At 54.9% G+C, this 18,344-nt stretch carries 32 protein-coding genes; all 32 read right to left on the bottom strand.

Annotation, left to right across the window (positions count from 1 at the left end; all coding sequences use genetic code 11):
* Window positions 1–54 precede the first annotated feature (54 nt).
* Window positions 55–441, bottom strand: a complete 387-nt coding sequence (gene rplQ / locus PMI26_RS26845; protein ID WP_007970429.1) for a 50S ribosomal protein L17 — start codon at window positions 439–441, stop codon at window positions 55–57.
* Between the two features lie 42 nt (window positions 442–483).
* The gene (locus PMI26_RS26850) at window positions 484–1,485 is read right to left on the bottom strand and encodes a DNA-directed RNA polymerase subunit alpha (RefSeq protein ID WP_007970428.1); all 1,002 of its coding nucleotides are present in this window, start codon (window positions 1,483–1,485) and stop codon (window positions 484–486) included.
* 22 nt (window positions 1,486–1,507) lie between these two features.
* Window positions 1,508–2,128 (bottom strand): 30S ribosomal protein S4, encoded by a 621-nt coding sequence (rpsD, locus tag PMI26_RS26855; RefSeq protein ID WP_003176404.1) that lies wholly within the window; start codon window positions 2,126–2,128, stop codon window positions 1,508–1,510.
* A gap of 18 nt (window positions 2,129–2,146) precedes the next feature.
* Entirely contained in the window at window positions 2,147–2,536 is a 390-nt protein-coding gene (rpsK, locus tag PMI26_RS26860; protein WP_002555466.1) for a 30S ribosomal protein S11, read from the bottom strand.
* Window positions 2,537–2,566: 30 nt separating this feature from the next.
* The gene (gene rpsM, locus PMI26_RS0129300; RefSeq protein ID WP_009045849.1) at window positions 2,567–2,923 is read right to left on the bottom strand and encodes a 30S ribosomal protein S13; all 357 of its coding nucleotides are present in this window, start codon (window positions 2,921–2,923) and stop codon (window positions 2,567–2,569) included.
* 130 nt (window positions 2,924–3,053) lie between these two features.
* Complete coding sequence (gene rpmJ, locus PMI26_RS30260) at window positions 3,054–3,170, bottom strand: 50S ribosomal protein L36 (protein ID WP_002555468.1); 117 nt, start codon at window positions 3,168–3,170, stop codon at window positions 3,054–3,056.
* Between the two features lie 24 nt (window positions 3,171–3,194).
* Window positions 3,195–4,523, bottom strand: a complete 1,329-nt coding sequence (secY, locus tag PMI26_RS26865) for a preprotein translocase subunit SecY (protein WP_003228718.1) — start codon at window positions 4,521–4,523, stop codon at window positions 3,195–3,197.
* Window positions 4,524–4,961: a 50S ribosomal protein L15 gene (gene rplO, locus PMI26_RS26870; protein WP_003228720.1), complete on the bottom strand. Its 438-nt coding sequence runs from the start codon at window positions 4,959–4,961 to the stop codon at window positions 4,524–4,526.
* Window positions 4,962–4,964: 3 nt separating this feature from the next.
* Entirely contained in the window at window positions 4,965–5,141 is a 177-nt protein-coding gene (rpmD, locus tag PMI26_RS26875) for a 50S ribosomal protein L30 (protein ID WP_003176408.1), read from the bottom strand.
* Between the two features lie 2 nt (window positions 5,142–5,143).
* Window positions 5,144–5,644: a 30S ribosomal protein S5 gene (rpsE, locus tag PMI26_RS26880; protein WP_003186035.1), complete on the bottom strand. Its 501-nt coding sequence runs from the start codon at window positions 5,642–5,644 to the stop codon at window positions 5,144–5,146.
* A gap of 3 nt (window positions 5,645–5,647) precedes the next feature.
* Window positions 5,648–5,998, bottom strand: a complete 351-nt coding sequence (gene rplR / locus PMI26_RS26885) for a 50S ribosomal protein L18 (protein WP_003186037.1) — start codon at window positions 5,996–5,998, stop codon at window positions 5,648–5,650.
* A 10-nt stretch (window positions 5,999–6,008) separates the two neighbouring features.
* A complete protein-coding gene (rplF, locus tag PMI26_RS26890) occupies window positions 6,009–6,542 on the bottom strand; it encodes a 50S ribosomal protein L6 (protein ID WP_003176412.1) in 534 nt (177 codons plus the stop codon).
* A gap of 12 nt (window positions 6,543–6,554) precedes the next feature.
* Window positions 6,555–6,947: a 30S ribosomal protein S8 gene (gene rpsH, locus PMI26_RS26895; RefSeq protein WP_003186040.1), complete on the bottom strand. Its 393-nt coding sequence runs from the start codon at window positions 6,945–6,947 to the stop codon at window positions 6,555–6,557.
* A gap of 209 nt (window positions 6,948–7,156) precedes the next feature.
* Window positions 7,157–7,462 (bottom strand): 30S ribosomal protein S14, encoded by a 306-nt coding sequence (rpsN, locus tag PMI26_RS26900; protein ID WP_003176414.1) that lies wholly within the window; start codon window positions 7,460–7,462, stop codon window positions 7,157–7,159.
* A gap of 13 nt (window positions 7,463–7,475) precedes the next feature.
* Entirely contained in the window at window positions 7,476–8,015 is a 540-nt protein-coding gene (rplE, locus tag PMI26_RS26905) for a 50S ribosomal protein L5 (protein WP_003210069.1), read from the bottom strand.
* A 20-nt stretch (window positions 8,016–8,035) separates the two neighbouring features.
* A complete protein-coding gene (gene rplX, locus PMI26_RS26910) occupies window positions 8,036–8,350 on the bottom strand; it encodes a 50S ribosomal protein L24 (RefSeq protein WP_003186046.1) in 315 nt (104 codons plus the stop codon).
* Window positions 8,351–8,361: 11 nt separating this feature from the next.
* Window positions 8,362–8,730, bottom strand: a complete 369-nt coding sequence (rplN, locus tag PMI26_RS26915) for a 50S ribosomal protein L14 (protein ID WP_002555479.1) — start codon at window positions 8,728–8,730, stop codon at window positions 8,362–8,364.
* A 23-nt stretch (window positions 8,731–8,753) separates the two neighbouring features.
* The gene (rpsQ, locus tag PMI26_RS26920) at window positions 8,754–9,020 is read right to left on the bottom strand and encodes a 30S ribosomal protein S17 (RefSeq protein ID WP_003176419.1); all 267 of its coding nucleotides are present in this window, start codon (window positions 9,018–9,020) and stop codon (window positions 8,754–8,756) included.
* 2 nt (window positions 9,021–9,022) lie between these two features.
* Window positions 9,023–9,214 (bottom strand): 50S ribosomal protein L29, encoded by a 192-nt coding sequence (gene rpmC, locus PMI26_RS26925; protein WP_002555481.1) that lies wholly within the window; start codon window positions 9,212–9,214, stop codon window positions 9,023–9,025.
* Window positions 9,214–9,627 carry a 50S ribosomal protein L16 gene (rplP, locus tag PMI26_RS26930; RefSeq protein WP_003228729.1) on the bottom strand — a complete coding sequence of 138 codons (414 nt, stop codon included), beginning with the start codon at window positions 9,625–9,627 and terminating at the stop codon, window positions 9,214–9,216. Before rplP ends, rpmC begins: the two co-directional genes overlap by 1 nt.
* A 12-nt stretch (window positions 9,628–9,639) precedes the next feature.
* Window positions 9,640–10,326: a 30S ribosomal protein S3 gene (rpsC, locus tag PMI26_RS26935; protein WP_007970424.1), complete on the bottom strand. Its 687-nt coding sequence runs from the start codon at window positions 10,324–10,326 to the stop codon at window positions 9,640–9,642.
* A gap of 13 nt (window positions 10,327–10,339) precedes the next feature.
* Complete coding sequence (rplV, locus tag PMI26_RS26940) at window positions 10,340–10,672, bottom strand: 50S ribosomal protein L22 (RefSeq protein WP_003103908.1); 333 nt, start codon at window positions 10,670–10,672, stop codon at window positions 10,340–10,342.
* 11 nt (window positions 10,673–10,683) lie between these two features.
* Window positions 10,684–10,959: a 30S ribosomal protein S19 gene (gene rpsS / locus PMI26_RS26945; protein WP_002555486.1), complete on the bottom strand. Its 276-nt coding sequence runs from the start codon at window positions 10,957–10,959 to the stop codon at window positions 10,684–10,686.
* Window positions 10,960–10,975: 16 nt separating this feature from the next.
* A complete protein-coding gene (rplB, locus tag PMI26_RS26950) occupies window positions 10,976–11,800 on the bottom strand; it encodes a 50S ribosomal protein L2 (RefSeq protein WP_003228734.1) in 825 nt (274 codons plus the stop codon).
* A gap of 14 nt (window positions 11,801–11,814) precedes the next feature.
* On the bottom strand, window positions 11,815–12,114 hold the full coding sequence (gene rplW / locus PMI26_RS26955) for a 50S ribosomal protein L23 (protein WP_002555488.1): 300 nt from the start codon (window positions 12,112–12,114) through the stop codon (window positions 11,815–11,817).
* Entirely contained in the window at window positions 12,111–12,713 is a 603-nt protein-coding gene (gene rplD / locus PMI26_RS26960; RefSeq protein WP_003228735.1) for a 50S ribosomal protein L4, read from the bottom strand. Before rplD ends, rplW begins: the two co-directional genes overlap by 4 nt.
* 12 nt (window positions 12,714–12,725) lie before the next feature.
* On the bottom strand, window positions 12,726–13,361 hold the full coding sequence (rplC, locus tag PMI26_RS26965) for a 50S ribosomal protein L3 (protein WP_003186059.1): 636 nt from the start codon (window positions 13,359–13,361) through the stop codon (window positions 12,726–12,728).
* An 80-nt stretch (window positions 13,362–13,441) separates the two neighbouring features.
* The gene (gene rpsJ / locus PMI26_RS26970) at window positions 13,442–13,753 is read right to left on the bottom strand and encodes a 30S ribosomal protein S10 (RefSeq protein ID WP_003186070.1); all 312 of its coding nucleotides are present in this window, start codon (window positions 13,751–13,753) and stop codon (window positions 13,442–13,444) included.
* Between the two features lie 157 nt (window positions 13,754–13,910).
* Window positions 13,911–15,104 carry an elongation factor Tu gene (gene tuf / locus PMI26_RS26975; RefSeq protein ID WP_007970421.1) on the bottom strand — a complete coding sequence of 398 codons (1,194 nt, stop codon included), beginning with the start codon at window positions 15,102–15,104 and terminating at the stop codon, window positions 13,911–13,913.
* 30 nt (window positions 15,105–15,134) lie between these two features.
* Window positions 15,135–17,240 (bottom strand): elongation factor G, encoded by a 2,106-nt coding sequence (gene fusA, locus PMI26_RS26980; RefSeq protein WP_007970420.1) that lies wholly within the window; start codon window positions 17,238–17,240, stop codon window positions 15,135–15,137.
* A 30-nt stretch (window positions 17,241–17,270) separates the two neighbouring features.
* A complete protein-coding gene (gene rpsG, locus PMI26_RS26985; protein ID WP_007970418.1) occupies window positions 17,271–17,744 on the bottom strand; it encodes a 30S ribosomal protein S7 in 474 nt (157 codons plus the stop codon).
* Between the two features lie 108 nt (window positions 17,745–17,852).
* A complete protein-coding gene (gene rpsL, locus PMI26_RS26990; protein WP_003186084.1) occupies window positions 17,853–18,224 on the bottom strand; it encodes a 30S ribosomal protein S12 in 372 nt (123 codons plus the stop codon).
* Between the last annotated feature and the right edge of the window lie 120 nt (window positions 18,225–18,344).

Below are 18,344 nucleotides of genomic sequence, written 5' to 3'. Positions count from 1 at the left end.
AGCGTGTTTTCACACAGCCTGACTAGGCCCGGTTCTTTGTTTCAGACTGACGTCTTACTCGGCGGATACAGCTTCGCCAGCAGTAGCACGATCAACCAACTCGACGTACGCCATAGGCGCGTTGTCGCCAGCGCGGAAACCGCACTTGAGGATGCGCAGGTAGCCACCCTCACGGGTAGCGTAACGCTTGCCCAGGTCGTTGAAGAGCTTACCAACGATAGCTTTCGAACGAGTACGGTCGAAAGCCAGACGACGGTTAGCAACGCTGTCTGTCTTGGCCAGAGTGATCAGCGGCTCGGCAACGCGGCGCAGTTCTTTGGCTTTTGGCAGAGTAGTTTTGATCAGCTCGTGCTCGAACAGCGACACCGCCATGTTTTGGAACATGGCCTTGCGGTGCGAGCTGGTGCGGCTCAGGTGACGACCACTTTTACGATGACGCATGGTTCATTCCTTACCAAACACTACGTTCGGTGATTACGACGATCAGGCAGTCGCCTTGTCGTCCTTCTTAAGACTTGCAGGCGGCCAGTTGTCGAGGCGCATGCCGAGGGACAGACCGCGGGAGGCCAGAACGTCCTTGATTTCAGTCAAGGATTTCTTGCCCAGGTTCGGAGTCTTCAACAGTTCCACTTCGGTACGCTGAATCAGGTCACCGATGTAGTAAATGTTTTCCGCCTTAAGGCAGTTAGCCGAACGTACAGTCAGTTCCAGATCGTCAACCGGGCGAAGCAGGATCGGATCGATCTCGTCTTCCTGCTCGACAACCACTGGCTCACTGTCACCCTTGAGGTCGACGAACGCAGCCAACTGCTGTTGCAGGATGGTTGCAGCGCGGCGAATAGCCTCTTCAGGATCCAGAGTACCGTTGGTTTCCAGATCAATAACCAGCTTGTCCAGGTTAGTACGCTGCTCGACACGGGCGTTTTCCACCACGTATGCGATACGGCGAACCGGGCTGAACGAAGAGTCAAGCTGCAAGCGACCGATGCTGCGGCTTTCGTCTTCATCGCTCTGACGCGAGTCTGCCGGTTCATAACCACGACCACGAGCTACTACGAGCTTCATGTTCAGGGCGCCGTTAGACGCCAGGTTAGCGATTACGTGATCGGGATTAACGATCTCGACATCATGATCCAGCTGAATATCGGCAGCGGTAACCACCCCCGAACCCTTCTTCGACAAGGTCAGCGTAACTTCGTCACGACCGTGCAGCTTGATAGCCAGACCTTTAAGGTTCAACAGGATTTCAATGACGTCTTCCTGTACACCTTCGATGGCGCTGTACTCGTGGAGCACACCGTCAATCTCGGCCTCGACTACTGCACAGCCGGGCATTGAGGACAACAGGATGCGGCGCAGCGCGTTGCCCAGGGTATGGCCGAAACCACGCTCGAGAGGCTCGAGAGTGATCTTGGCGCGGGTTGGACTGACAACCTGCACATCAATGTGGCGGGGTGTCAGGAACTCATTTACCGAAATCTGCATGGATGCACCTATTTTCTAGCCCTTACTTGGAGTAGAGCTCGACAATCAGGCTTTCGTTGATGTCGGCGGACAGATCACTGCGAGCTGGAACGTTCTTGAAAACGCCCGACTTCTTCTCAGTGTCTACTTCTACCCATTCTACGCGGCCACGTTGGGCACACAGATCGAGAGCTTGGACAATGCGAAGTTGATTTTTTGCTTTCTCGCGAACAGCAACCACGTCACCAGCACGAACCTGGTAGGACGGAACGTTAACGGTCTGACCGTTTACGCTGATCGACTTGTGCGATACCAGCTGACGGGATTCGGCACGAGTCGAACCAAAGCCCATACGGTATACAACGTTGTCCAGACGGCATTCGAGCAGTTGCAGCAGGTTCTCACCGGTTGCACCTTTCTTGCCAGCAGCTTCTTTGTAGTAGCCGCTGAATTGACGCTCGAGAACGCCGTAGATACGACGGACCTTCTGCTTTTCACGCAGTTGGGTGCCGTAGTCGGACTGGCGACCGCGGCGTTGGCCGTGGATACCAGGTGCTGCTTCAATGTTGCACTTCGATTCGATCGCGCGCACGCCGCTCTTCAGGAAGAGATCGGTGCCTTCGCGACGAGCGAGTTTGCATTTTGGACCAATGTAACGAGCCATTCTTTACAATCTCCTGGATTACACGCGGCGCTTCTTCGGCGGACGGCACCCGTTGTGCGGGATTGGCGTCACGTCGGTGATGCTGGCGATCTTGTAGCCACAGCCGTTCAAAGCGCGGACTGCGGATTCACGACCTGGACCTGGACCTTTGACGTTGACGTCGAGGTTTTTCAGGCCGTATTCCAGCGCAGCTTGACCAGCACGTTCAGCAGCTACCTGAGCAGCAAACGGGGTGGACTTGCGGGAACCGCGGAAACCCGAACCACCGGAGGTAGCCCAGGAAAGAGCGTTACCTTGACGGTCGGTGATGGTCACGATGGTGTTGTTAAAAGATGCATGGATGTGGGCGATGCCATCAACCACTGTCTTTTTAACTTTTTTACGAGGACGAGCAGCAGGTTTTGCCATGATTAAATTCCTGTCGATTCGCTGGGGCGATTACTTGCGGATCGGCTTACGCGGACCTTTACGGGTACGCGCGTTGGTCTTGGTACGCTGACCGCGCACTGGAAGACCGCGACGATGACGCAGACCGCGATAGCAACCGAGGTCCATCAAGCGCTTGATTTTCATGTTGATTTCGCGACGCAGGTCACCTTCAGTGGTGAACTTCGCCACTTCGCCACGCAGCTGTTCAATCTGCTCGTCGCTCAGATCTTTGATCTTTGCTGCTGGGTTTACCCCAGTCTCTGCACAAATTTTCTGTGCAGTAGTGCGACCAACACCATAGATGTAGGTCAGCGAGATAACAGTATGCTTGTTATCTGGAATGTTAACGCCTGCAATACGGGCCATTCAGTGGGACTCCAATTGACAGCTACCTACGCCCCGGAAGCCAAGAAATAGGGCGCGAGATAATATCGCTGTAATAACAAATAATCAACCCGGCAGCGCACTAGCTGCCGGGCTTGAAGCACAATCACACTCAGCCTTGGCGCTGTTTGTGACGCGGTTCCGCGCTGCAAATTACTCGAACAACACCTTCGCGGCGAATAATCTTGCAGTTACGGCACAGCTTTTTCACCGATGCACGAACTTTCATCACCAACTCCTCGAACCTTATGGGTCAGCGCAGCATGCCGCTGCCGTAACCCTTCAGGTTGGCTTTCTTCATCAGGGATTCGTACTGGTGCGAAACGAGGTGCGATTGTACTTGGGACATGAAGTCCATCACAACCACGACGACGATCAGCAACGAGGTCCCGCCAAGGTAGAACGGTACGTTGGCTGCAACCACCAGGAACTGGGGCAACAGGCAGACGGCCGTCATGTAAAGAGCACCGAACATGGTCAAGCGAGTCAGAACGCCGTCAATGTAGCGCGCAGACTGCTCACCTGGACGGATGCCCGGAATAAAGGCACCGGACTTCTTCAGGTTTTCCGCTACGTCTTTCGGATTGAACATCAACGCCGTATAGAAGAAGCAGAAGAAAATAATCCCTGCACTAAACAGCAGAATATTCAACGGCTGACCAGGAGCGATCGACTGCGAGATGTCCTGCAACCAGCCCATACCTTCAGACTGACCGAACCAGGCACCCAACGAAGCCGGGAACAGCAAAATGCTGCTCGCGAAAATAGCCGGAATAACACCGGCCATGTTCACCTTCAGCGGCAAGTGGCTGGTCTGCGCAGCGAAGACCTTGCGGCCCTGCTGACGCTTGGCGTAGTGAACAGCAATACGACGCTGACCACGCTCAATGAACACCACGAAACCGATAATCGCTACTGCCAGCAAACCGATGGCAACCAGGGCGAAGATGTTGATATCACCCTGACGTGCAGACTCGAAAGACTGCCCGATCGCTCTCGGAAGACCGGCGACGATACCCGAAAAAATCAACATCGAGATACCGTTGCCAACACCACGCTCAGTAATCTGCTCACCCAGCCACATCATGAACATCGCACCAGCCACAAACGTGGATACCGCGACGAAATGGAAGCCAAAGTCACCAGTGAACGCAACGCCCTGCCCCGCCAGGCCAATGGACATGCCAATGGCCTGGACGAGAGCGAGGACGACAGTGCCGTAGCGGGTGTACTGGCTGATCTTGCGACGGCCAGCTTCACCTTCCTTCTTCAACTGCTCCAGCTGCGGGCTGACGGCGGTCATCAGTTGCATGATGATCGATGCCGAGATGTACGGCATGATCCCCAGTGCAAAGATGCTCATCCGCTCCAGCGCGCCGCCGGAAAACATGTTGAACAAGCTAAGAATGGTCCCCTCATTCTGTCGAAACAGGTCCGCGAGTCGGTCCGGGTTGATACCTGGAACCGGGATGTGTGCGCCTATTCGGTAGACGATAATCGCCAGGAACAGAAAACGCAGACGAGCCCAGAGTTCAGACATACCGCCTTTGCCGAGCGCAGAGAGAGCACCTTGCTTAGCCATTTATTCCTCGAACTTGCCGCCAGCTGCTTCGATAGCCGCACGCGCACCTTTGGTGGCGCCGATTCCCTTGCCGATAGTGACAGCGCGAGTCACTTCACCGGACAGCATGATTTTCACACGCTGTACGTTGACGTTGATCACGTTGGCATCTTTCAGGGACTGCACGGTGACGATGTCGCCTTCCACTTTGGCCAGCTCGGACAGACGCACTTCTGCGCGATCCATGGCTTTCAGGGAAACGAAACCGAACTTCGGCAGGCGACGATGCAGCGGCTGTTGACCGCCTTCAAAGCCTGGAGCAATGGTGCCACCGGAGCGAGAGGTCTGACCTTTGTGACCACGGCCACCAGTCTTACCCAAACCGCTACCGATACCACGGCCCGGACGATGCTTTTCGCGACGGGAACCCGGCGCTGGACTCAGATCATTGAGTTTCATCGATTAACCCTCGACACGCAGCATGTAGTAAGCCTTGTTGATCATCCCGCGATTCTCGGGAGTATCCTGGACTTCTACAGTGTGACCGATGCGACGCAGACCCAGACCCTTAACGCACAGTTTGTGGTTAGGGATGCGGCCGGTCATGCTTTTGATCAGCGTAACTTTAACGGTAGCCATGATCAGAAGATCTCCTTGACGCTTTTGCCACGCTTGGCGGCAATGGATTCAGGAGACTGCATTGCTTTCAAACCCTTGAAAGTGGCGTGAACCACGTTTACCGGGTTAGTCGAGCCGTAGCACTTGGCCAGAACGTTCTGAACGCCAGCAACTTCGAGGACAGCACGCATAGCGCCGCCAGCGATGATACCGGTACCTTCAGAAGCAGGCTGCATGTACACCTTCGAAGCGCCGTGAGCGGACTTCATGGCGTACTGCAGGGTGGTGCCGTTCAGATCAACCTGGATCATGTTGCGGCGAGCAGCTTCCATTGCCTTCTGGATCGCAGCAGGCACTTCACGCGACTTGCCACGGCCGAAGCCAACACGGCCCTTACCATCACCAACCACGGTCAACGCGGTGAAAGTGAAGATACGGCCGCCTTTAACGGTTTTGGCTACGCGGTTAACTTGAACCAGCTTCTCGATGTAGCCTTCGTCGCGCTTTTGGTCGTTATTTGACATAACTTAGAACTCCAGCCCAGCTTCACGAGCAGCATCAGCCAGCGCTTTAACGCGGCCGTGGTACTTGAAGCCAGAGCGGTCGAAAGCCACCTGCGAGACGCCAGCGGCCTTAGCACGCGTAGCGACCAGCTGGCCAACCTTAGTGGCCGCGTCGATGTTGCCGGTGGCACCATCACGCAGTTCTTTATCCAAAGTCGAGGCGCTTGCCAGGACTTTGTTGCCGTCGGCCGAAATGACCTGGGCGTAGATGTGCTGCGAAGAGCGGAACACGCAGAGACGCACGACTTCGAGTTCGTGCATTTTCAGGCGTGCTTTGCGAGCGCGACGCAGTCGAGTAACTTTTTTGTCGGTCATTTGCTATGCCCTACTTCTTCTTGGCTTCTTTACGACGGACGACTTCGTCCGCGTAGCGCACACCTTTGCCTTTGTACGGCTCTGGTGGACGGAAGTCGCGGATCTCGGCGGCCACTTGACCTACCAGCTGCTTGTCGATGCCCTTGATCAGGATATCGGTCTGGCTAGGAGTCTCAGCGGTGATGCCTTCCGGCAGTTCGTAATCCACTGGGTGCGAGAAGCCAAGAGCCAGGTTCAGCACTGTGCCTTTTGCTTGCGCTTTGTAACCAACACCGACCAGCTGGAGCTTGCGCTCGAAGCCTTGGCTTACGCCTTGGACCATGTTGTTTACCAACGCACGAGTGGTACCAGCCATTGCGCGAGTCTGTTGATCGCCATTGCGAGCAGCGAAACGCAGCTCACCAGCTTCTTCAACGATCTCAACGGACGAATGGATGTTCAGTTCGAGAGTGCCCTTGGCACCCTTCACCGAAAGCTGTTGGCCTGCGAATTTTACTTCGACACCGGCTGGCAGCTTAACGGGGTTCTTAGCGACGCGAGACATGCTTATCCCCCCTTAGAACACAGTGCAAAGAACTTCGCCGCCGACACCGGCAGCGCGCGCAGCACGATCAGTCATCACACCCTTGTTGGTGGAGACGATAGACACACCGAGACCGCCACGAACTTTTGGCAGATCATCGACGGACTTGTACTGACGCAGGCCTGGACGGCTAACGCGCTTCACTTCTTCGATAACCGGACGGCCTTCGAAGTACTTCAGCTCGATGGACAGCAGTGGTTTGATTTCGCTGCTGATCTGATAACCCGCAATGTAACCTTCGTCCTTCAGGACTTTGGCAACAGCTACCTTCAACGTGGAAGATGGCATGCTTACGACGGACTTTTCAGCCATCTGGGCATTACGGATACGAGTTAGCATGTCCGCTAACGGGTCCTGCATACTCATGGGCTAGACGCTCCTAATACAAAAAAATTAGCCTTGCGGCTATTACGTGTCGCCGAGAATCTCCGGGCATGAAAAACACGGGCTCAGGCGAGCCGGGTATTCTAGACACACCCCAGAAATGAATCAAGCCCCAAAAGGGGCTTGATCCAGATTCAAGGCCACCGGTGGTCAGGATCTTGCGATCCTGGACACCGAGACTTTGACAGTACTTACCAGCTGGCTTTAACCAGACCCGGTACGTCACCACGCATGGCAGCTTCACGCAGCTTGTTACGGCCGAGGCCGAACTTGCGGTAAACGCCGTGTGGACGACCGGTCAGGCGGCAGCGGTTACGCATGCGCGAAGCGCTTGCGTCACGTGGCTGCTTCTGCAGGGCTACTGTAGCTTCCCAACGCGCTTCTGGACTTGCGTTCAGATCAACGATGATAGCTTTCAGTGCTGCACGCTTCTTGGCGTACTTGGCAACCGTGAGCTGACGCTTCAGCTCGCGGTTTTTCATGCTCATCTTGGCCATGGTCCTACTCCAATCAGTTGCGGAACGGGAATTTGAACGCACGCAGCAGAGCGCGGCCTTCATCATCGTTCTTGGCAGTGGTGGTCAGGGTGATGTCCAGACCGCGGAGAGCATCGATCTTGTCGTAGTCGATTTCCGGGAAGATGATCTGCTCTTTCACGCCCATGCTGTAGTTACCACGACCATCGAAGGACTTGGCATTCAGGCCGCGGAAGTCGCGAACCCGAGGCAGGGAGATCGACAGCAGACGATCCAGGAACTCGTACATACGCTCACGGCGCAGGGTCACTTTGACGCCGATCGGCCAACCTTCACGGACTTTAAAGCCTGCGATGGATTTGCGAGCGTAGGTCACAACGACTTTCTGGCCGGTGATCTTTTCCAGGTCAGCAACAGCGTGCTCGATGACTTTTTTGTCGCCGATCGCTTCGCCCAGACCCATGTTCAGGGTGATTTTGGTAACGCGCGGAACTTCCATCACGTTCGAAAGCTTAAGTTCTTCCTTAAGTTTCGGAGCGATTTCCTTCCGGTAAATCTCTTTTAGTCGTGCCATGGTCTTCTACCTAGCAGTGTTCAAGCATCAACCGCTTTTTGGGTCGACTTGAAGACACGAATTTTCTTACCGTCTTCTACTTTGAAACCAACGCGGTCAGCCTTGTTGGTTTCGCCGTTGAAGATGGCGACGTTGGAAGCGTGCAGTGGCGCTTCTTTCTCGACGATACCGCCCTGTACGCCCGACATCGGGTTAGGCTTGGTATGACGCTTGACCAGGTTCAGACCACCAACAACCAGACGGTTGTCAGCAAGAACCTTCAGCACCTTACCGCGCTTACCTTTGTCTTTGCCGGCGATCACGATGATCTCGTCGTCACGACGAATCTTTTGCATGTCGGATCTCCTTACAGCACTTCTGGGGCGAGCGAGACGATCTTCATGAACTTCTCAGTACGAAGTTCACGGGTCACTGGCCCAAAGATACGGGTGCCGATCGGCTCTTGCTTGTTGTTCAACAGAACAGCAGCGTTGCCATCAAAGCGGATAATGGAGCCATCAGCACGACGTACGCCGTGACGAGTGCGGACTACAACGGCAGTCATCACTTGGCCTTTTTTCACTTTACCGCGAGGAATTGCTTCCTTGACGGTAACTTTGATGATGTCACCGATACCAGCGTAACGACGATGGGAGCCACCCAGCACCTTGATGCACATAACGCGGCGAGCGCCGCTGTTATCGGCCACATCGAGCATGGATTGAGTCTGAATCATATAATTTCTCCGACCCCTAGTCCTTAGACTTCCACAGCGCGTTCGAGAACATCAACCAGCGCCCAAGACTTGGTCTTGGCCAAAGGACGAGTTTCACGAATAGTGACTTTGTCGCCGATGTGGCACTGATTGGTTTCGTCGTGCGCGTGCAGCTTAGTCGAACGCTTAACGTATTTACCGTAGATCGGGTGCTTAACGCGACGCTCGATCAGAACGGTGATGGTTTTGTCCATCTTGTCGCTGACAACACGGCCAGTCAGCGTACGGACAGTTTTTTCGGCTTCAGCCATGATTACTTACCTGCCTGCTGGTTGAGCACAGTCTTCACGCGAGCGATGTCACGCTTAACTTGCGAGAGCAGATGAGACTGCCCCAACTGGCCAGTTGCTTTCTGCATACGCAGATTGAACTGGTCGCGCAGCAGGCCGAGCAGTTGCTCGTTCAGCTGCTGTGCGGATTTTTCACGAAGTTCATTCGCTTTCATCACATCACCGTCCGTTTAACAAAGGAGGTGGCGAGCGGCAGCTTTGCAGCAGCCAGGGCGAAAGCCTCACGCGCCAGCTCTTCAGAAACACCCTCGATTTCATACAGGACTTTGCCTGGCTGAATCTGGGCAACCCAGTACTCCACGTTACCCTTACCTTTACCCATACGAACCTCGAGAGGTTTTTTGGAGATCGGCTTGTCCGGGAATACACGGATCCAGATCTTGCCGCCACGTTTTACGTGACGGGTCAGAGCACGACGCGCTGACTCGATCTGACGAGCGGTGAGACGACCACGAGCAACAGACTTCAGCGCGAACTCGCCGAAGCTGACTTTGCTACCGCGCAATGCCAGGCCACGGTTGTGACCAGTCATTTGCTTGCGGAACTTCGTACGCTTTGGTTGCAACATTTGGCGTACCCCTTACTTAGCAGCTTTTTTACGAGGCGCTGGTGCTTGTGGTTTCAGTTCTTCTTGGCGACCACCAATTACTTCGCCTTTGAAGATCCAAACCTTTACACCGATCACACCGTAAGTGGTGTGAGCTTCGTAGTTGGCATAGTCGATGTCGGCACGCAGGGTGTGCAATGGCACACGACCTTCGCGATACCATTCAGTACGTGCGATTTCAGCACCGCCGAGACGACCGCTCACTTGGATTTTGATGCCTTTGGCACCAATGCGCATGGCGTTCTGTACGGCGCGCTTCATAGCACGACGGAACATTACGCGACGCTCCAGCTGCTGAGCTACGCTCTGCGCAACCAGCATACCGTCGAGCTCCGGCTTGCGGATCTCTTCGATATTGATGTGCACAGGCACACCCATTTGCTTGGTCAGGTCCTGACGCAGTTTCTCAACATCTTCACCTTTCTTCCCGATAACGATACCTGGACGAGCGGTGTGGATGGTGATGCGTGCAGTTTGGGCCGGACGATGGATATCGATACGGCTTACGGACGCGCTTTTTAGTTTGTCTTGGAGGTACTCACGCACATTCAGATCTGCGAGCAAATAGTCCGCATAAGTCCGACCGTCTGCGTACCAGACGGAGGTGTGCTCCTTGACGATTCCCAGGCGAATGCCAATGGGATGTACTTTCTGACCCATCTCTTCGACTCCGTTACTTGTCAGCAACCTTGACAGTGATATGGCAAGACCGCTTGACGATGCGATCAGCACGGCCTTTGGCACGTGGCATGATGCGCTTCAGCGAACGCCCTTCGTTGACGAAAACGGTGCTGACCTTCAGATCATCAACGTCTGCGCCTTCGTTATGCTCGGCGTTGGCTACGGCCGACTCCAGCACTTTCTTCATGATCTCGGCGGCTTTCTTACTGCTGAAAGCCAACAGGTTGAGCGCTTCGCCCACCTTCTTCCCGCGGATCTGGTCGGCGACCAAGCGGGCTTTCTGGGCGGAGATTCGAGCGCCCGACAACTTAGCGGCTACTTCCATTTCCTAACCCCTTAACGCTTGGCTTTCTTGTCTGCCACGTGCCCGCGATAAGTGCGGGTACCGGCGAACTCGCCCAGTTTGTGGCCGACCATGTCTTCGTTCACGAGAACTGGGACGTGCTGACGACCGTTGTGTACTGCGATGGTCAGACCGACCATTTGTGGCAGGATCATCGAACGACGCGACCAGGTTTTCACCGGTTTGCGATCATTCTTTTCCGCCGCCACTTCGATCTTCTTCAGTAGGTGAAGATCGATAAAAGGACCTTTTTTCAGAGAACGTGGCACTGTCGTATCCCTCTATTTACTTGCGACGACGGACGATCATTTTGTCGGTACGCTTATTACCACGAGTCTTCGCGCCCTTAGTCGGGAAGCCCCATGGCGATACCGGATGACGACCACCAGAGGTACGACCTTCACCACCACCATGTGGGTGGTCAACCGGGTTCATGGCAACACCACGAACGGTTGGGCGAACGCCACGCCAGCGTTTGGCACCGGCTTTACCCAGCGAACGCAGGCTGTGCTCGGAGTTCGAGACTTCGCCCAGGGTCGCACGGCATTCAGCCAGGACTTTACGCATTTCACCGGAACGCAGACGCAGGGTAACGTACACGCCTTCACGAGCGATCAGCTGAGCCGAAGCACCAGCGGAACGAGCGATCTGTGCGCCTTTACCTGGCTTCAGTTCGATGCCGTGTACGGTAGAACCGACTGGAATGTTGCGCAGTTGCAGAGCGTTGCCTGGCTTGATTGGAGCCAGAGCGCCTGCGATCAGCTGGTCGCCAGCACTCACGCCTTTAGGGGCGATGATGTAGCGGCGCTCGCCGTCTGCGTAGCAGAGCAGTGCGATGTGAGCAGTACGGTTTGGATCGTATTCGATACGCTCGACAGTGGCGACGATGCCATCTTTGTCGTTGCGACGGAAATCGACCATACGGTAATGCTGCTTATGACCACCACCGATGTGACGAGTGGTAATACGGCCATTGTTGTTACGACCACCAGTCTTCGATTTCTTCTCGAGCAGCGGTGCGTGAGGAGCGCCTTTATGCAGCTCCTGGTTGACCACCTTGACCACAAAACGGCGGCCAGGGGAAGTCGGTTTGCATTTAACGATTGCCATGATGCACCCCTTCCTTACTCAGCACTGCTGCTGAAATCGAGATCTTGGCCTGGCTGAAGGGAGATAACTGCCTTCTTCCAGTCATTACGCTTGCCCAGACCGCGAGCAGTGCGCTTGCTCTTACCCAGAACATTCAGGGTAGTTACACGCTCTACTTTCACGCTGAACAGGCTTTCGACGGCCTTCTTGATTTCCAGCTTGGTTGCGTCAGTAGCAACCTTGAAAACGAACTGGCCTTTCTTGTCTGCCAGAACCGTAGCCTTCTCGGAAACGTGCGGGCCAAGCAGAACTTTAAATACGCGTTCCTGGTTCATCCCAGCAGCTCCTCGAATTTCTTCACGGCCGACACGGTGATCAACACCTTGTCGTATGCGATCAGACTAACTGGATCGGAACCTTGCACGTCACGTACATCTACGTGTGGCAGGTTACGAGCAGCCAGGTACAGGTTCTGATCAACAGCGTCCGACACGATCAGAACGTCGGTCAGGCTCATGTTGTTCAGCTTGCCCAGCAGGTCTTTGGTTTTCGGCGTTTCAACGGCGAAATCCTGAACCACGACCAGACGATCAGTACGCACCAGCTCAGCAAGGATGGAACGCATTGCTGCGCGATACATCTTCTTGTTCAGCTTCTGGGAGTGATCCTGAGGACGAGCTGCGAAAGTGGTACCGCCGCCACGCCAGATTGGGCTACGGATAGTACCGGCACGAGCACGGCCAGTACCTTTCTGACGCCATGGGCGCTTGCCGCCACCACGAACGTCGGAACGGGTCTTTTGCTGCTTGGAACCCTGACGGCCGCCGGCCATGTAGGCCACGACTGCTTGGTGAACCAGCGTCTCGTTGAATTCGCCGCCAAATGTCAGTTCGGAAACTTCGATCGCTTGAGCGTCATTTACATTTAATTGCATGTCAGCTTCCCCTTAACCGCGAGCCTTGGCTGCTGGACGTACAACCAAGTTGCCGCCAGTAGCGCCAGGAACAGCGCCCTTGACCAACAACAGATTGCGTTCAGCGTCCACGCGCACTACTTCGAGGGACTGCACGGTCACGCGCTCAGCGCCCATATGACCGGACATTTTTTTGCCCTTGAATACACGACCAGGAGTCTGGCACTGGCCGATAGAGCCTGGAACGCGGTGGGATACGGAGTTACCGTGGGTGTTATCTTGCCCGCGGAAATTCCAACGCTTGATCGTACCCTGGAAGCCTTTACCCTTGGACTGACCGGTTACATCAACCAGTTGACCAGCGGCGAAGATTTCAGCGTTGATCAGATCGCCGGCCTGGTACTCGCCTTCTTCAAGGCGGAATTCCATTACGGTACGACCAGCGGCAACGTTCGCTTTAGCGAAGTGGCCAGCCTGAGCTGCTGTTACACGCGAAGCACGACGCTCGCCGACAGTGACTTGCACTGCACGATAGCCATCGGTCTCTTCAGTTTTGAACTGGGTGACGCGATTCGGCTCGATCTCAATGACCGTGACCGGAATGGAGACACCTTCTTCGGTGAAAATACGGGTCATACCGCATTTACGACCGACTACACCAATAGTCATGTTGTAAACCTCATGAGTGTACGGGGCTTTCACCCGCTATGGCCGCCCATTTCAGAGCGTTACACGACTAAGACCGAGTCTTAGCCGAGGCTGATCTGCACTTCCACACCGGCCGCAAGATCAAGCTTCATAAGAGCATCAACGGTTTTATCCGTTGGCTGGACGATGTCCAGAACGCGCTTATGAGTACGGATCTCGTACTGGTCACGCGCGTCTTTGTTGACGTGCGGGGAGACCAGAACGGTGAACCGCTCTTTACGGGTAGGCAGTGGAATTGGACCACGCACTTGAGCACCAGTACGTTTCGCGGTTTCCACGATTTCCTGGGTTGATTGGTCGATCAGGCGATGGTCGAAAGCCTTCAACCTGATACGGATTTGCTGATTTTGCATTGGATTTCAGACTCCGGCTGCTATTCCCACCGGGCGCAATACGCCCGTTAAAAGGAGGCGCAATTCTATAGACGCCCCAGATAGGTGTCAACCCAATAAAAAAGCCCCCGCTGAGCGGGGGCTTTTCAAAGCATCGAAGCTATCTCAAAAGAGATGCTTACTCGATGATTTTGGCTACGACGCCAGCGCCGACGGTACGACCGCCTTCACGGATAGCGAAACGCAGACCGTCTTCCATCGCGATGGTTTTGATCAGGGTAACAGTCATCTGAATGTTGTCACCTGGCATTACCATTTCAACGCCTTCTGGCAGCTCGCAGTTACCAGTCACGTCAGTAGTACGGAAGTAGAACTGTGGACGGTAGCCTTTGAAGAACGGAGTGTGACGACCGCCTTCTTCCTTGCTCAGAACGTAAACTTCTGCGGTGAACTTGGTGTGCGGCTTAACCGAACCTGGCTTGACCAGAACCTGACCACGCTCAACGTCGTCACGCTTGGTGCCACGCAGCAGAACGCCGCAGTTCTCGCCAGCACGACCTTCGTCGAGCAGTTTACGGAACATTTCAACACCGGTGCAGGTGGTGACGGTGGTGTCACGCAGACCAACGATTTCCAGTGGATCCTGTACGCGAACGATACCGCGCTCGATACGACCAGTCACAACAGTACCGCGACCGGAGATCGAGAATACGTCTTCGATTGGCATCAGGAACGGCTTGTCGATAGCACGCTCTGGCTCTGGGATGTAGGTGTCCAGAGTTTCTACCAGTTTCTTGACGGCAGTGGTGCCCATCTCGTTGTCATCTTTGCCTTCCAGCGCCATACGGGCCGAACCAATGATGATTGGAGTGTCGTCGCCTGGGAAGTCGTAAGTGCTCAGCAGATCGCGCACTTCCATCTCTACCAATTCCAGCAGCTCAGCGTCGTCTACCAGGTCAGCCTTGTTCAGGAAAACCACGATGTACGGAACGCCTACCTGACGGGACAGCAGGATGTGCTCACGGGTTTGTGGCATCGGACCATCAGCGGCCGAGCAAACCAGGATCGCGCCGTCCATCTGGGCAGCACCGGTGATCATGTTCTTCACGTAGTCAGCGTGACCTGGGCAGTCAACGTGAGCGTAGTGACGAATGTTCGAGTTGTACTCGACGTGCGCGGTGTTGATGGTGATACCACGAGCTTTTTCTTCTGGCGCGCTGTCGATCTTGTCGAATTCAACGATTGCAGAACCGAAAACTTCGGAGCAAACGCGAGTCAGAGCTGCGGTCAGAGTGGTTTTACCGTGGTCAACGTGACCGATGGTGCCAACGTTGACGTGCGGTAGGGAACGATCAAATTTTTCTTTAGCCACGACAATTAACTCCTTGCCTAAAGGACTGAATCAGCCTTGTTTTTTGGTAACGGTTTCGACGATGTGCGACGGAGCCGTATTGTATTTTTTGAATTCCATAGAGTAGCTTGCGCGACCCTGGGACATCGAACGAACGTCGGTCGCATAACCGAACATCTCGCCCAACGGAACTTCAGCACGGATCACCTTACCGGAAACCGTGTCTTCCATACCCAGAATCATGCCGCGACGACGATTGAGGTCGCCCATCACGTCACCCATATAGTCTTCAGGCGTAACAACCTCTACCGCCATGATCGGCTCGAGCAACTCACCACCGCCCTTCTGGGCCAGTTGCTTGGTCGCCATGGAAGCAGCCACCTTAAACGCCATCTCGTTGGAGTCGACGTCGTGGTAAGAACCATCAAACACGGTAGCCTTCAGGCCGATCAGCGGATAGCCGGCAACTACGCCGTTCTTCATCTGCTCTTCGATACCCTTCTGGATAGCCGGGATGTATTCCTTAGGAACCACACCACCCACTACTTCGTTCAAGAATTGCAGACCTTCCTGACCTTCGTCAGCAGGAGCAAAACGGATCCAGCAATGACCGAACTGGCCACGACCACCGGATTGACGAACGAACTTGCCTTCGATTTCGCAGTTCTTCGTGATGCGCTCACGATAGGAAACCTGAGGCTTACCGATGTTGGCTTCGACGTTGAACTCACGGCGCATCCGGTCAACCAGGATGTCCAGGTGCAGCTCGCCCATGCCAGAGATGATCGTTTGACCAGTCTCTTCATCAGTCTTGACGCGGAAAGACGGGTCTTCCTGAGCAAGTTTGCCCAGAGCGATACCCATTTTTTCCTGGTCATCCTTGGTCTTAGGCTCAACGGCAACCGAAATAACCGGCTCCGGGAAGTCCATGCGAACCAGGATGATTGGCTTGTCAGCGTTGCACAAGGTTTCACCAGTGGTGACGTCCTTCATGCCGATCAAGGCCGCGATGTCGCCAGCGCGTACTTCCTTGATCTCTTCACGGGCGTTTGCGTGCATCTGCACCATACGACCCACACGCTCTTTCTTGCCTTTGACCGAGTTGATCACGCCGTCGCCGGAGGCCAACACGCCCGAGTAAACGCGGACGAAGGTCAAGGTACCCACGAATGGGTCGGTAGCGATCTTGAACGCCAGAGCCGAGAACGGCTCGTTGTCGTCTGCATGACGTTCCATCTGCTTTTCCTCGTCATCCGGGTCAGTACCCTTGATGGCAGGAATGTCAGTTGGTGCAGGCAGGTAGTCGATAACGGCGTCGAGAACCAGGGGAACGCCCTTGTTCTTGAAGGAAGAACCGCAAACAGCCAGAACGATCTCACCAGCGATAGTACGCTGACGCAGAGCACCCTTGATTTCCTCGATGGAGAGCTCTTCCCCTTCGAGGTACTTGTTCATCAGCTCTTCGCTGGCTTCGGCCGCAGCCTCAACCATGTTGTTGCGCCACTCTTCAGCCAGCTCCTGCAGTTCAGCAGGGATAGCTTCGCGACGTGGAGTCATGCCCTTGTCGGCATCGTTCCAGTAAACCGCTTCCATGGTCATCAGATCGATCTGACCCTGGAAGTTGTCTTCGGAACCGATAGCCAACTGGATCGGCACCGGAGTGTGACCCAGACGCTGCTTGATCTGAGCGATCACGCGCAGGAAGTTTGCACCGGCACGGTCCATCTTGTTCACGTAAACAATACGTGGAACGCCGTACTTGTTGGCTTGACGCCATACGGTTTCGGACTGAGGCTCAACGCCGGAGGTGCCGCAGAACACAACGACCGCGCCGTCGAGTACACGCAGGGAACGCTCAACTTCAATGGTGAAGTCTACGTGGCCCGGGGTATCGATGACGTTGAAGCGGTATTGGTCTTTGTGCTGCTTGGCCGAACCCTGCCAGAAGGCGGTAATGGCAGCAGAAGTAATGGTAATACCACGCTCCTGCTCCTGAACCATCCAGTCAGTGGTCGCAGCGCCGTCATGCACTTCGCCCATCTTGTGGCTTTTGCCAGTGTAAAAAAGGACGCGCTCGGTGGTGGTGGTTTTACCAGCATCCACGTGAGCAACGATACCGATGTTACGGTAGCGATTAATCGGTGTAGTACGAGCCATAAAGCCCTCGCAAAATGAGTGACGCTAGAATTAGAAGCGGTAGTGCGAGAAAGCCTTGTTGGCTTCAGCCATACGGTGCACGTCTTCACGCTTCTTAACTGCAGCACCTTTACCTTCGGCGGCGTCCAACAGTTCGCCAGCCAAACGCAGAGCCATAGACTTCTCGCCGCGCTTGCGGGCGAAGTCTACCAACCAGCGCATTGCCAGAGCGTTACGACGGGAAGGACGAACCTCGACCGGAACCTGGTAAGTAGCACCACCAACGCGGCGCGACTTCACTTCGACCAGCGGAGCGATGGCGTCGAGTGCTTTTTCGAAGAGTTCCAGGGGATCGGTGCCGGCCTTACGAGCCTTCACGGTATCCAGGGCACCATAAACGATACGCTCGGCAACGGCTTTCTTGCCGCTTTCCATTACGTGGTTCATGAATTTGGCGAGGATTTGGCTTCCGTATTTCGGATCGTCCAGAATCTCACGCTTGGCTGCTACGCGACGTCTTGGCATTGATAAGCCCTCAAACGGTCTTCAGGTTAGCCCGGGACAGATCCAGTGGATACGTGCCCGACCTTACTCTTATCGACTCAATAAAATGAATAACTGCAAAACGGCCGATTACTTCGGACGCTTGGTACCGTACTTCGAACGACCCTGGTTACGACCCTTAACACCGGAAGTATCCAACGAACCGCGAACAGTGTGGTAACGAACACCTGGCAAGTCTTTTACACGACCGCCGCGGATCAGTACCACGCTGTGCTCTTGCAGGTTGTGGCCTTCACCACCGATGTACGAGGAAACCTCGAAACCGTTGGTCAGACGCACACGGCATACTTTACGCAGTGCCGAGTTAGGTTTTTTCGGCGTGGTGGTGTACACACGGGTGCACACGCCACGGCGTTGCGGGCAGTTCTGCAGCGCAGGCACGTCGGATTTCTCGACGATACGCTTACGCGGCTGACGTACCAGCTGGTTGATAGTTGCCATCTACTAGCTCCACTGTTGTCTTGCGACGCTATTGTCTTGCAAGAAAAGCAAAATGGCAGGAACGAATTCCCGCCAAATTTAGGGGTACAAGAGTCTAAAGAGGATCTTGTCCCCAGTCAA

The sequence above is a fragment of the Pseudomonas sp. GM33 genome, from assembly GCF_000282295.1.
GTDB lineage: Bacteria > Pseudomonadota > Gammaproteobacteria > Pseudomonadales > Pseudomonadaceae > Aquipseudomonas > Aquipseudomonas laurylsulfatiphila.
Note: the sequence above shows the minus strand (reverse complement) of the source record. Positions and strands in the feature narration are given on the sequence as shown.

What these genes read in the sequence shown, in the direction of transcription:
- rplQ (WP_007970429.1), bottom strand. Translation starts at nt 441, where the DNA reads ATGCGTCATCGTAAAAGTGGTCGTCACCTGAGCCGCACCAGCTCGCAC.
- PMI26_RS26850 (WP_007970428.1), bottom strand. Translation starts at nt 1,485, where the DNA reads ATGCAGATTTCGGTAAATGAGTTCCTGACACCCCGCCACATTGATGTG.
- rpsD (WP_003176404.1), bottom strand. Translation starts at nt 2,128, where the DNA reads ATGGCTCGTTACATTGGTCCAAAATGCAAACTCGCTCGTCGCGAAGGC.
- rpsK (WP_002555466.1), bottom strand. Translation starts at nt 2,536, where the DNA reads ATGGCAAAACCTGCTGCTCGTCCTCGTAAAAAAGTTAAAAAGACAGTG.
- rpsM (WP_009045849.1), bottom strand. Translation starts at nt 2,923, where the DNA reads ATGGCCCGTATTGCAGGCGTTAACATTCCAGATAACAAGCATACTGTT.
- rpmJ (WP_002555468.1), bottom strand. Translation starts at nt 3,170, where the DNA reads ATGAAAGTTCGTGCATCGGTGAAAAAGCTGTGCCGTAACTGCAAGATT.
- secY (WP_003228718.1), bottom strand. Translation starts at nt 4,523, where the DNA reads ATGGCTAAGCAAGGTGCTCTCTCTGCGCTCGGCAAAGGCGGTATGTCT.
- rplO (WP_003228720.1), bottom strand. Translation starts at nt 4,961, where the DNA reads ATGAAACTCAATGATCTGAGTCCAGCGCCGGGTTCCCGTCGCGAAAAG.
- rpmD (WP_003176408.1), bottom strand. Translation starts at nt 5,141, where the DNA reads ATGGCTACCGTTAAAGTTACGCTGATCAAAAGCATGACCGGCCGCATC.
- rpsE (WP_003186035.1), bottom strand. Translation starts at nt 5,644, where the DNA reads ATGTCAAATAACGACCAAAAGCGCGACGAAGGCTACATCGAGAAGCTG.
- rplR (WP_003186037.1), bottom strand. Translation starts at nt 5,998, where the DNA reads ATGACCGACAAAAAAGTTACTCGACTGCGTCGCGCTCGCAAAGCACGC.
- rplF (WP_003176412.1), bottom strand. Translation starts at nt 6,542, where the DNA reads ATGTCTCGCGTCGCTAAGAACCCCGTTAAGCTGCCAGCCGGTGTCGAA.
- rpsH (WP_003186040.1), bottom strand. Translation starts at nt 6,947, where the DNA reads ATGAGTATGCAGGACCCGTTAGCGGACATGCTAACTCGTATCCGTAAT.
- rpsN (WP_003176414.1), bottom strand. Translation starts at nt 7,462, where the DNA reads ATGGCCAAGATGAGCATGAAAAACCGCGAGCTGAAGCGTCAGCTCACG.
- rplE (WP_003210069.1), bottom strand. Translation starts at nt 8,015, where the DNA reads ATGGCACGACTAAAAGAGATTTACCGGAAGGAAATCGCTCCGAAACTT.
- rplX (WP_003186046.1), bottom strand. Translation starts at nt 8,350, where the DNA reads ATGCAAAAGATTCGTCGTGACGACGAGATCATCGTGATCGCCGGCAAA.
- rplN (WP_002555479.1), bottom strand. Translation starts at nt 8,730, where the DNA reads ATGATTCAGACTCAATCCATGCTCGATGTGGCCGATAACAGCGGCGCT.
- rpsQ (WP_003176419.1), bottom strand. Translation starts at nt 9,020, where the DNA reads ATGGCTGAAGCCGAAAAAACTGTCCGTACGCTGACTGGCCGTGTTGTC.
- rpmC (WP_002555481.1), bottom strand. Translation starts at nt 9,214, where the DNA reads ATGAAAGCGAATGAACTTCGTGAAAAATCCGCACAGCAGCTGAACGAG.
- rplP (WP_003228729.1), bottom strand. Translation starts at nt 9,627, where the DNA reads ATGTTGCAACCAAAGCGTACGAAGTTCCGCAAGCAAATGACTGGTCAC.
- rpsC (WP_007970424.1), bottom strand. Translation starts at nt 10,326, where the DNA reads ATGGGTCAGAAAGTACATCCCATTGGCATTCGCCTGGGAATCGTCAAG.
- rplV (WP_003103908.1), bottom strand. Translation starts at nt 10,672, where the DNA reads ATGGAAGTAGCCGCTAAGTTGTCGGGCGCTCGAATCTCCGCCCAGAAA.
- rplB (WP_003228734.1), bottom strand. Translation starts at nt 11,800, where the DNA reads ATGGCAATCGTTAAATGCAAACCGACTTCCCCTGGCCGCCGTTTTGTG.
- rplW (WP_002555488.1), bottom strand. Translation starts at nt 12,114, where the DNA reads ATGAACCAGGAACGCGTATTTAAAGTTCTGCTTGGCCCGCACGTTTCC.
- rplD (WP_003228735.1), bottom strand. Translation starts at nt 12,713, where the DNA reads ATGCAATTAAATGTAAATGACGCTCAAGCGATCGAAGTTTCCGAACTG.
- rplC (WP_003186059.1), bottom strand. Translation starts at nt 13,361, where the DNA reads ATGACTATTGGTGTAGTCGGTCGTAAATGCGGTATGACCCGTATTTTC.
- rpsJ (WP_003186070.1), bottom strand. Translation starts at nt 13,753, where the DNA reads ATGCAAAATCAGCAAATCCGTATCAGGTTGAAGGCTTTCGACCATCGC.
- fusA (WP_007970420.1), bottom strand. Translation starts at nt 17,240, where the DNA reads ATGGCTCGTACTACACCGATTAATCGCTACCGTAACATCGGTATCGTT.
- rpsG (WP_007970418.1), bottom strand. Translation starts at nt 17,744, where the DNA reads ATGCCAAGACGTCGCGTAGCAGCCAAGCGTGAGATTCTGGACGATCCG.
- rpsL (WP_003186084.1), bottom strand. Translation starts at nt 18,224, where the DNA reads ATGGCAACTATCAACCAGCTGGTACGTCAGCCGCGTAAGCGTATCGTC.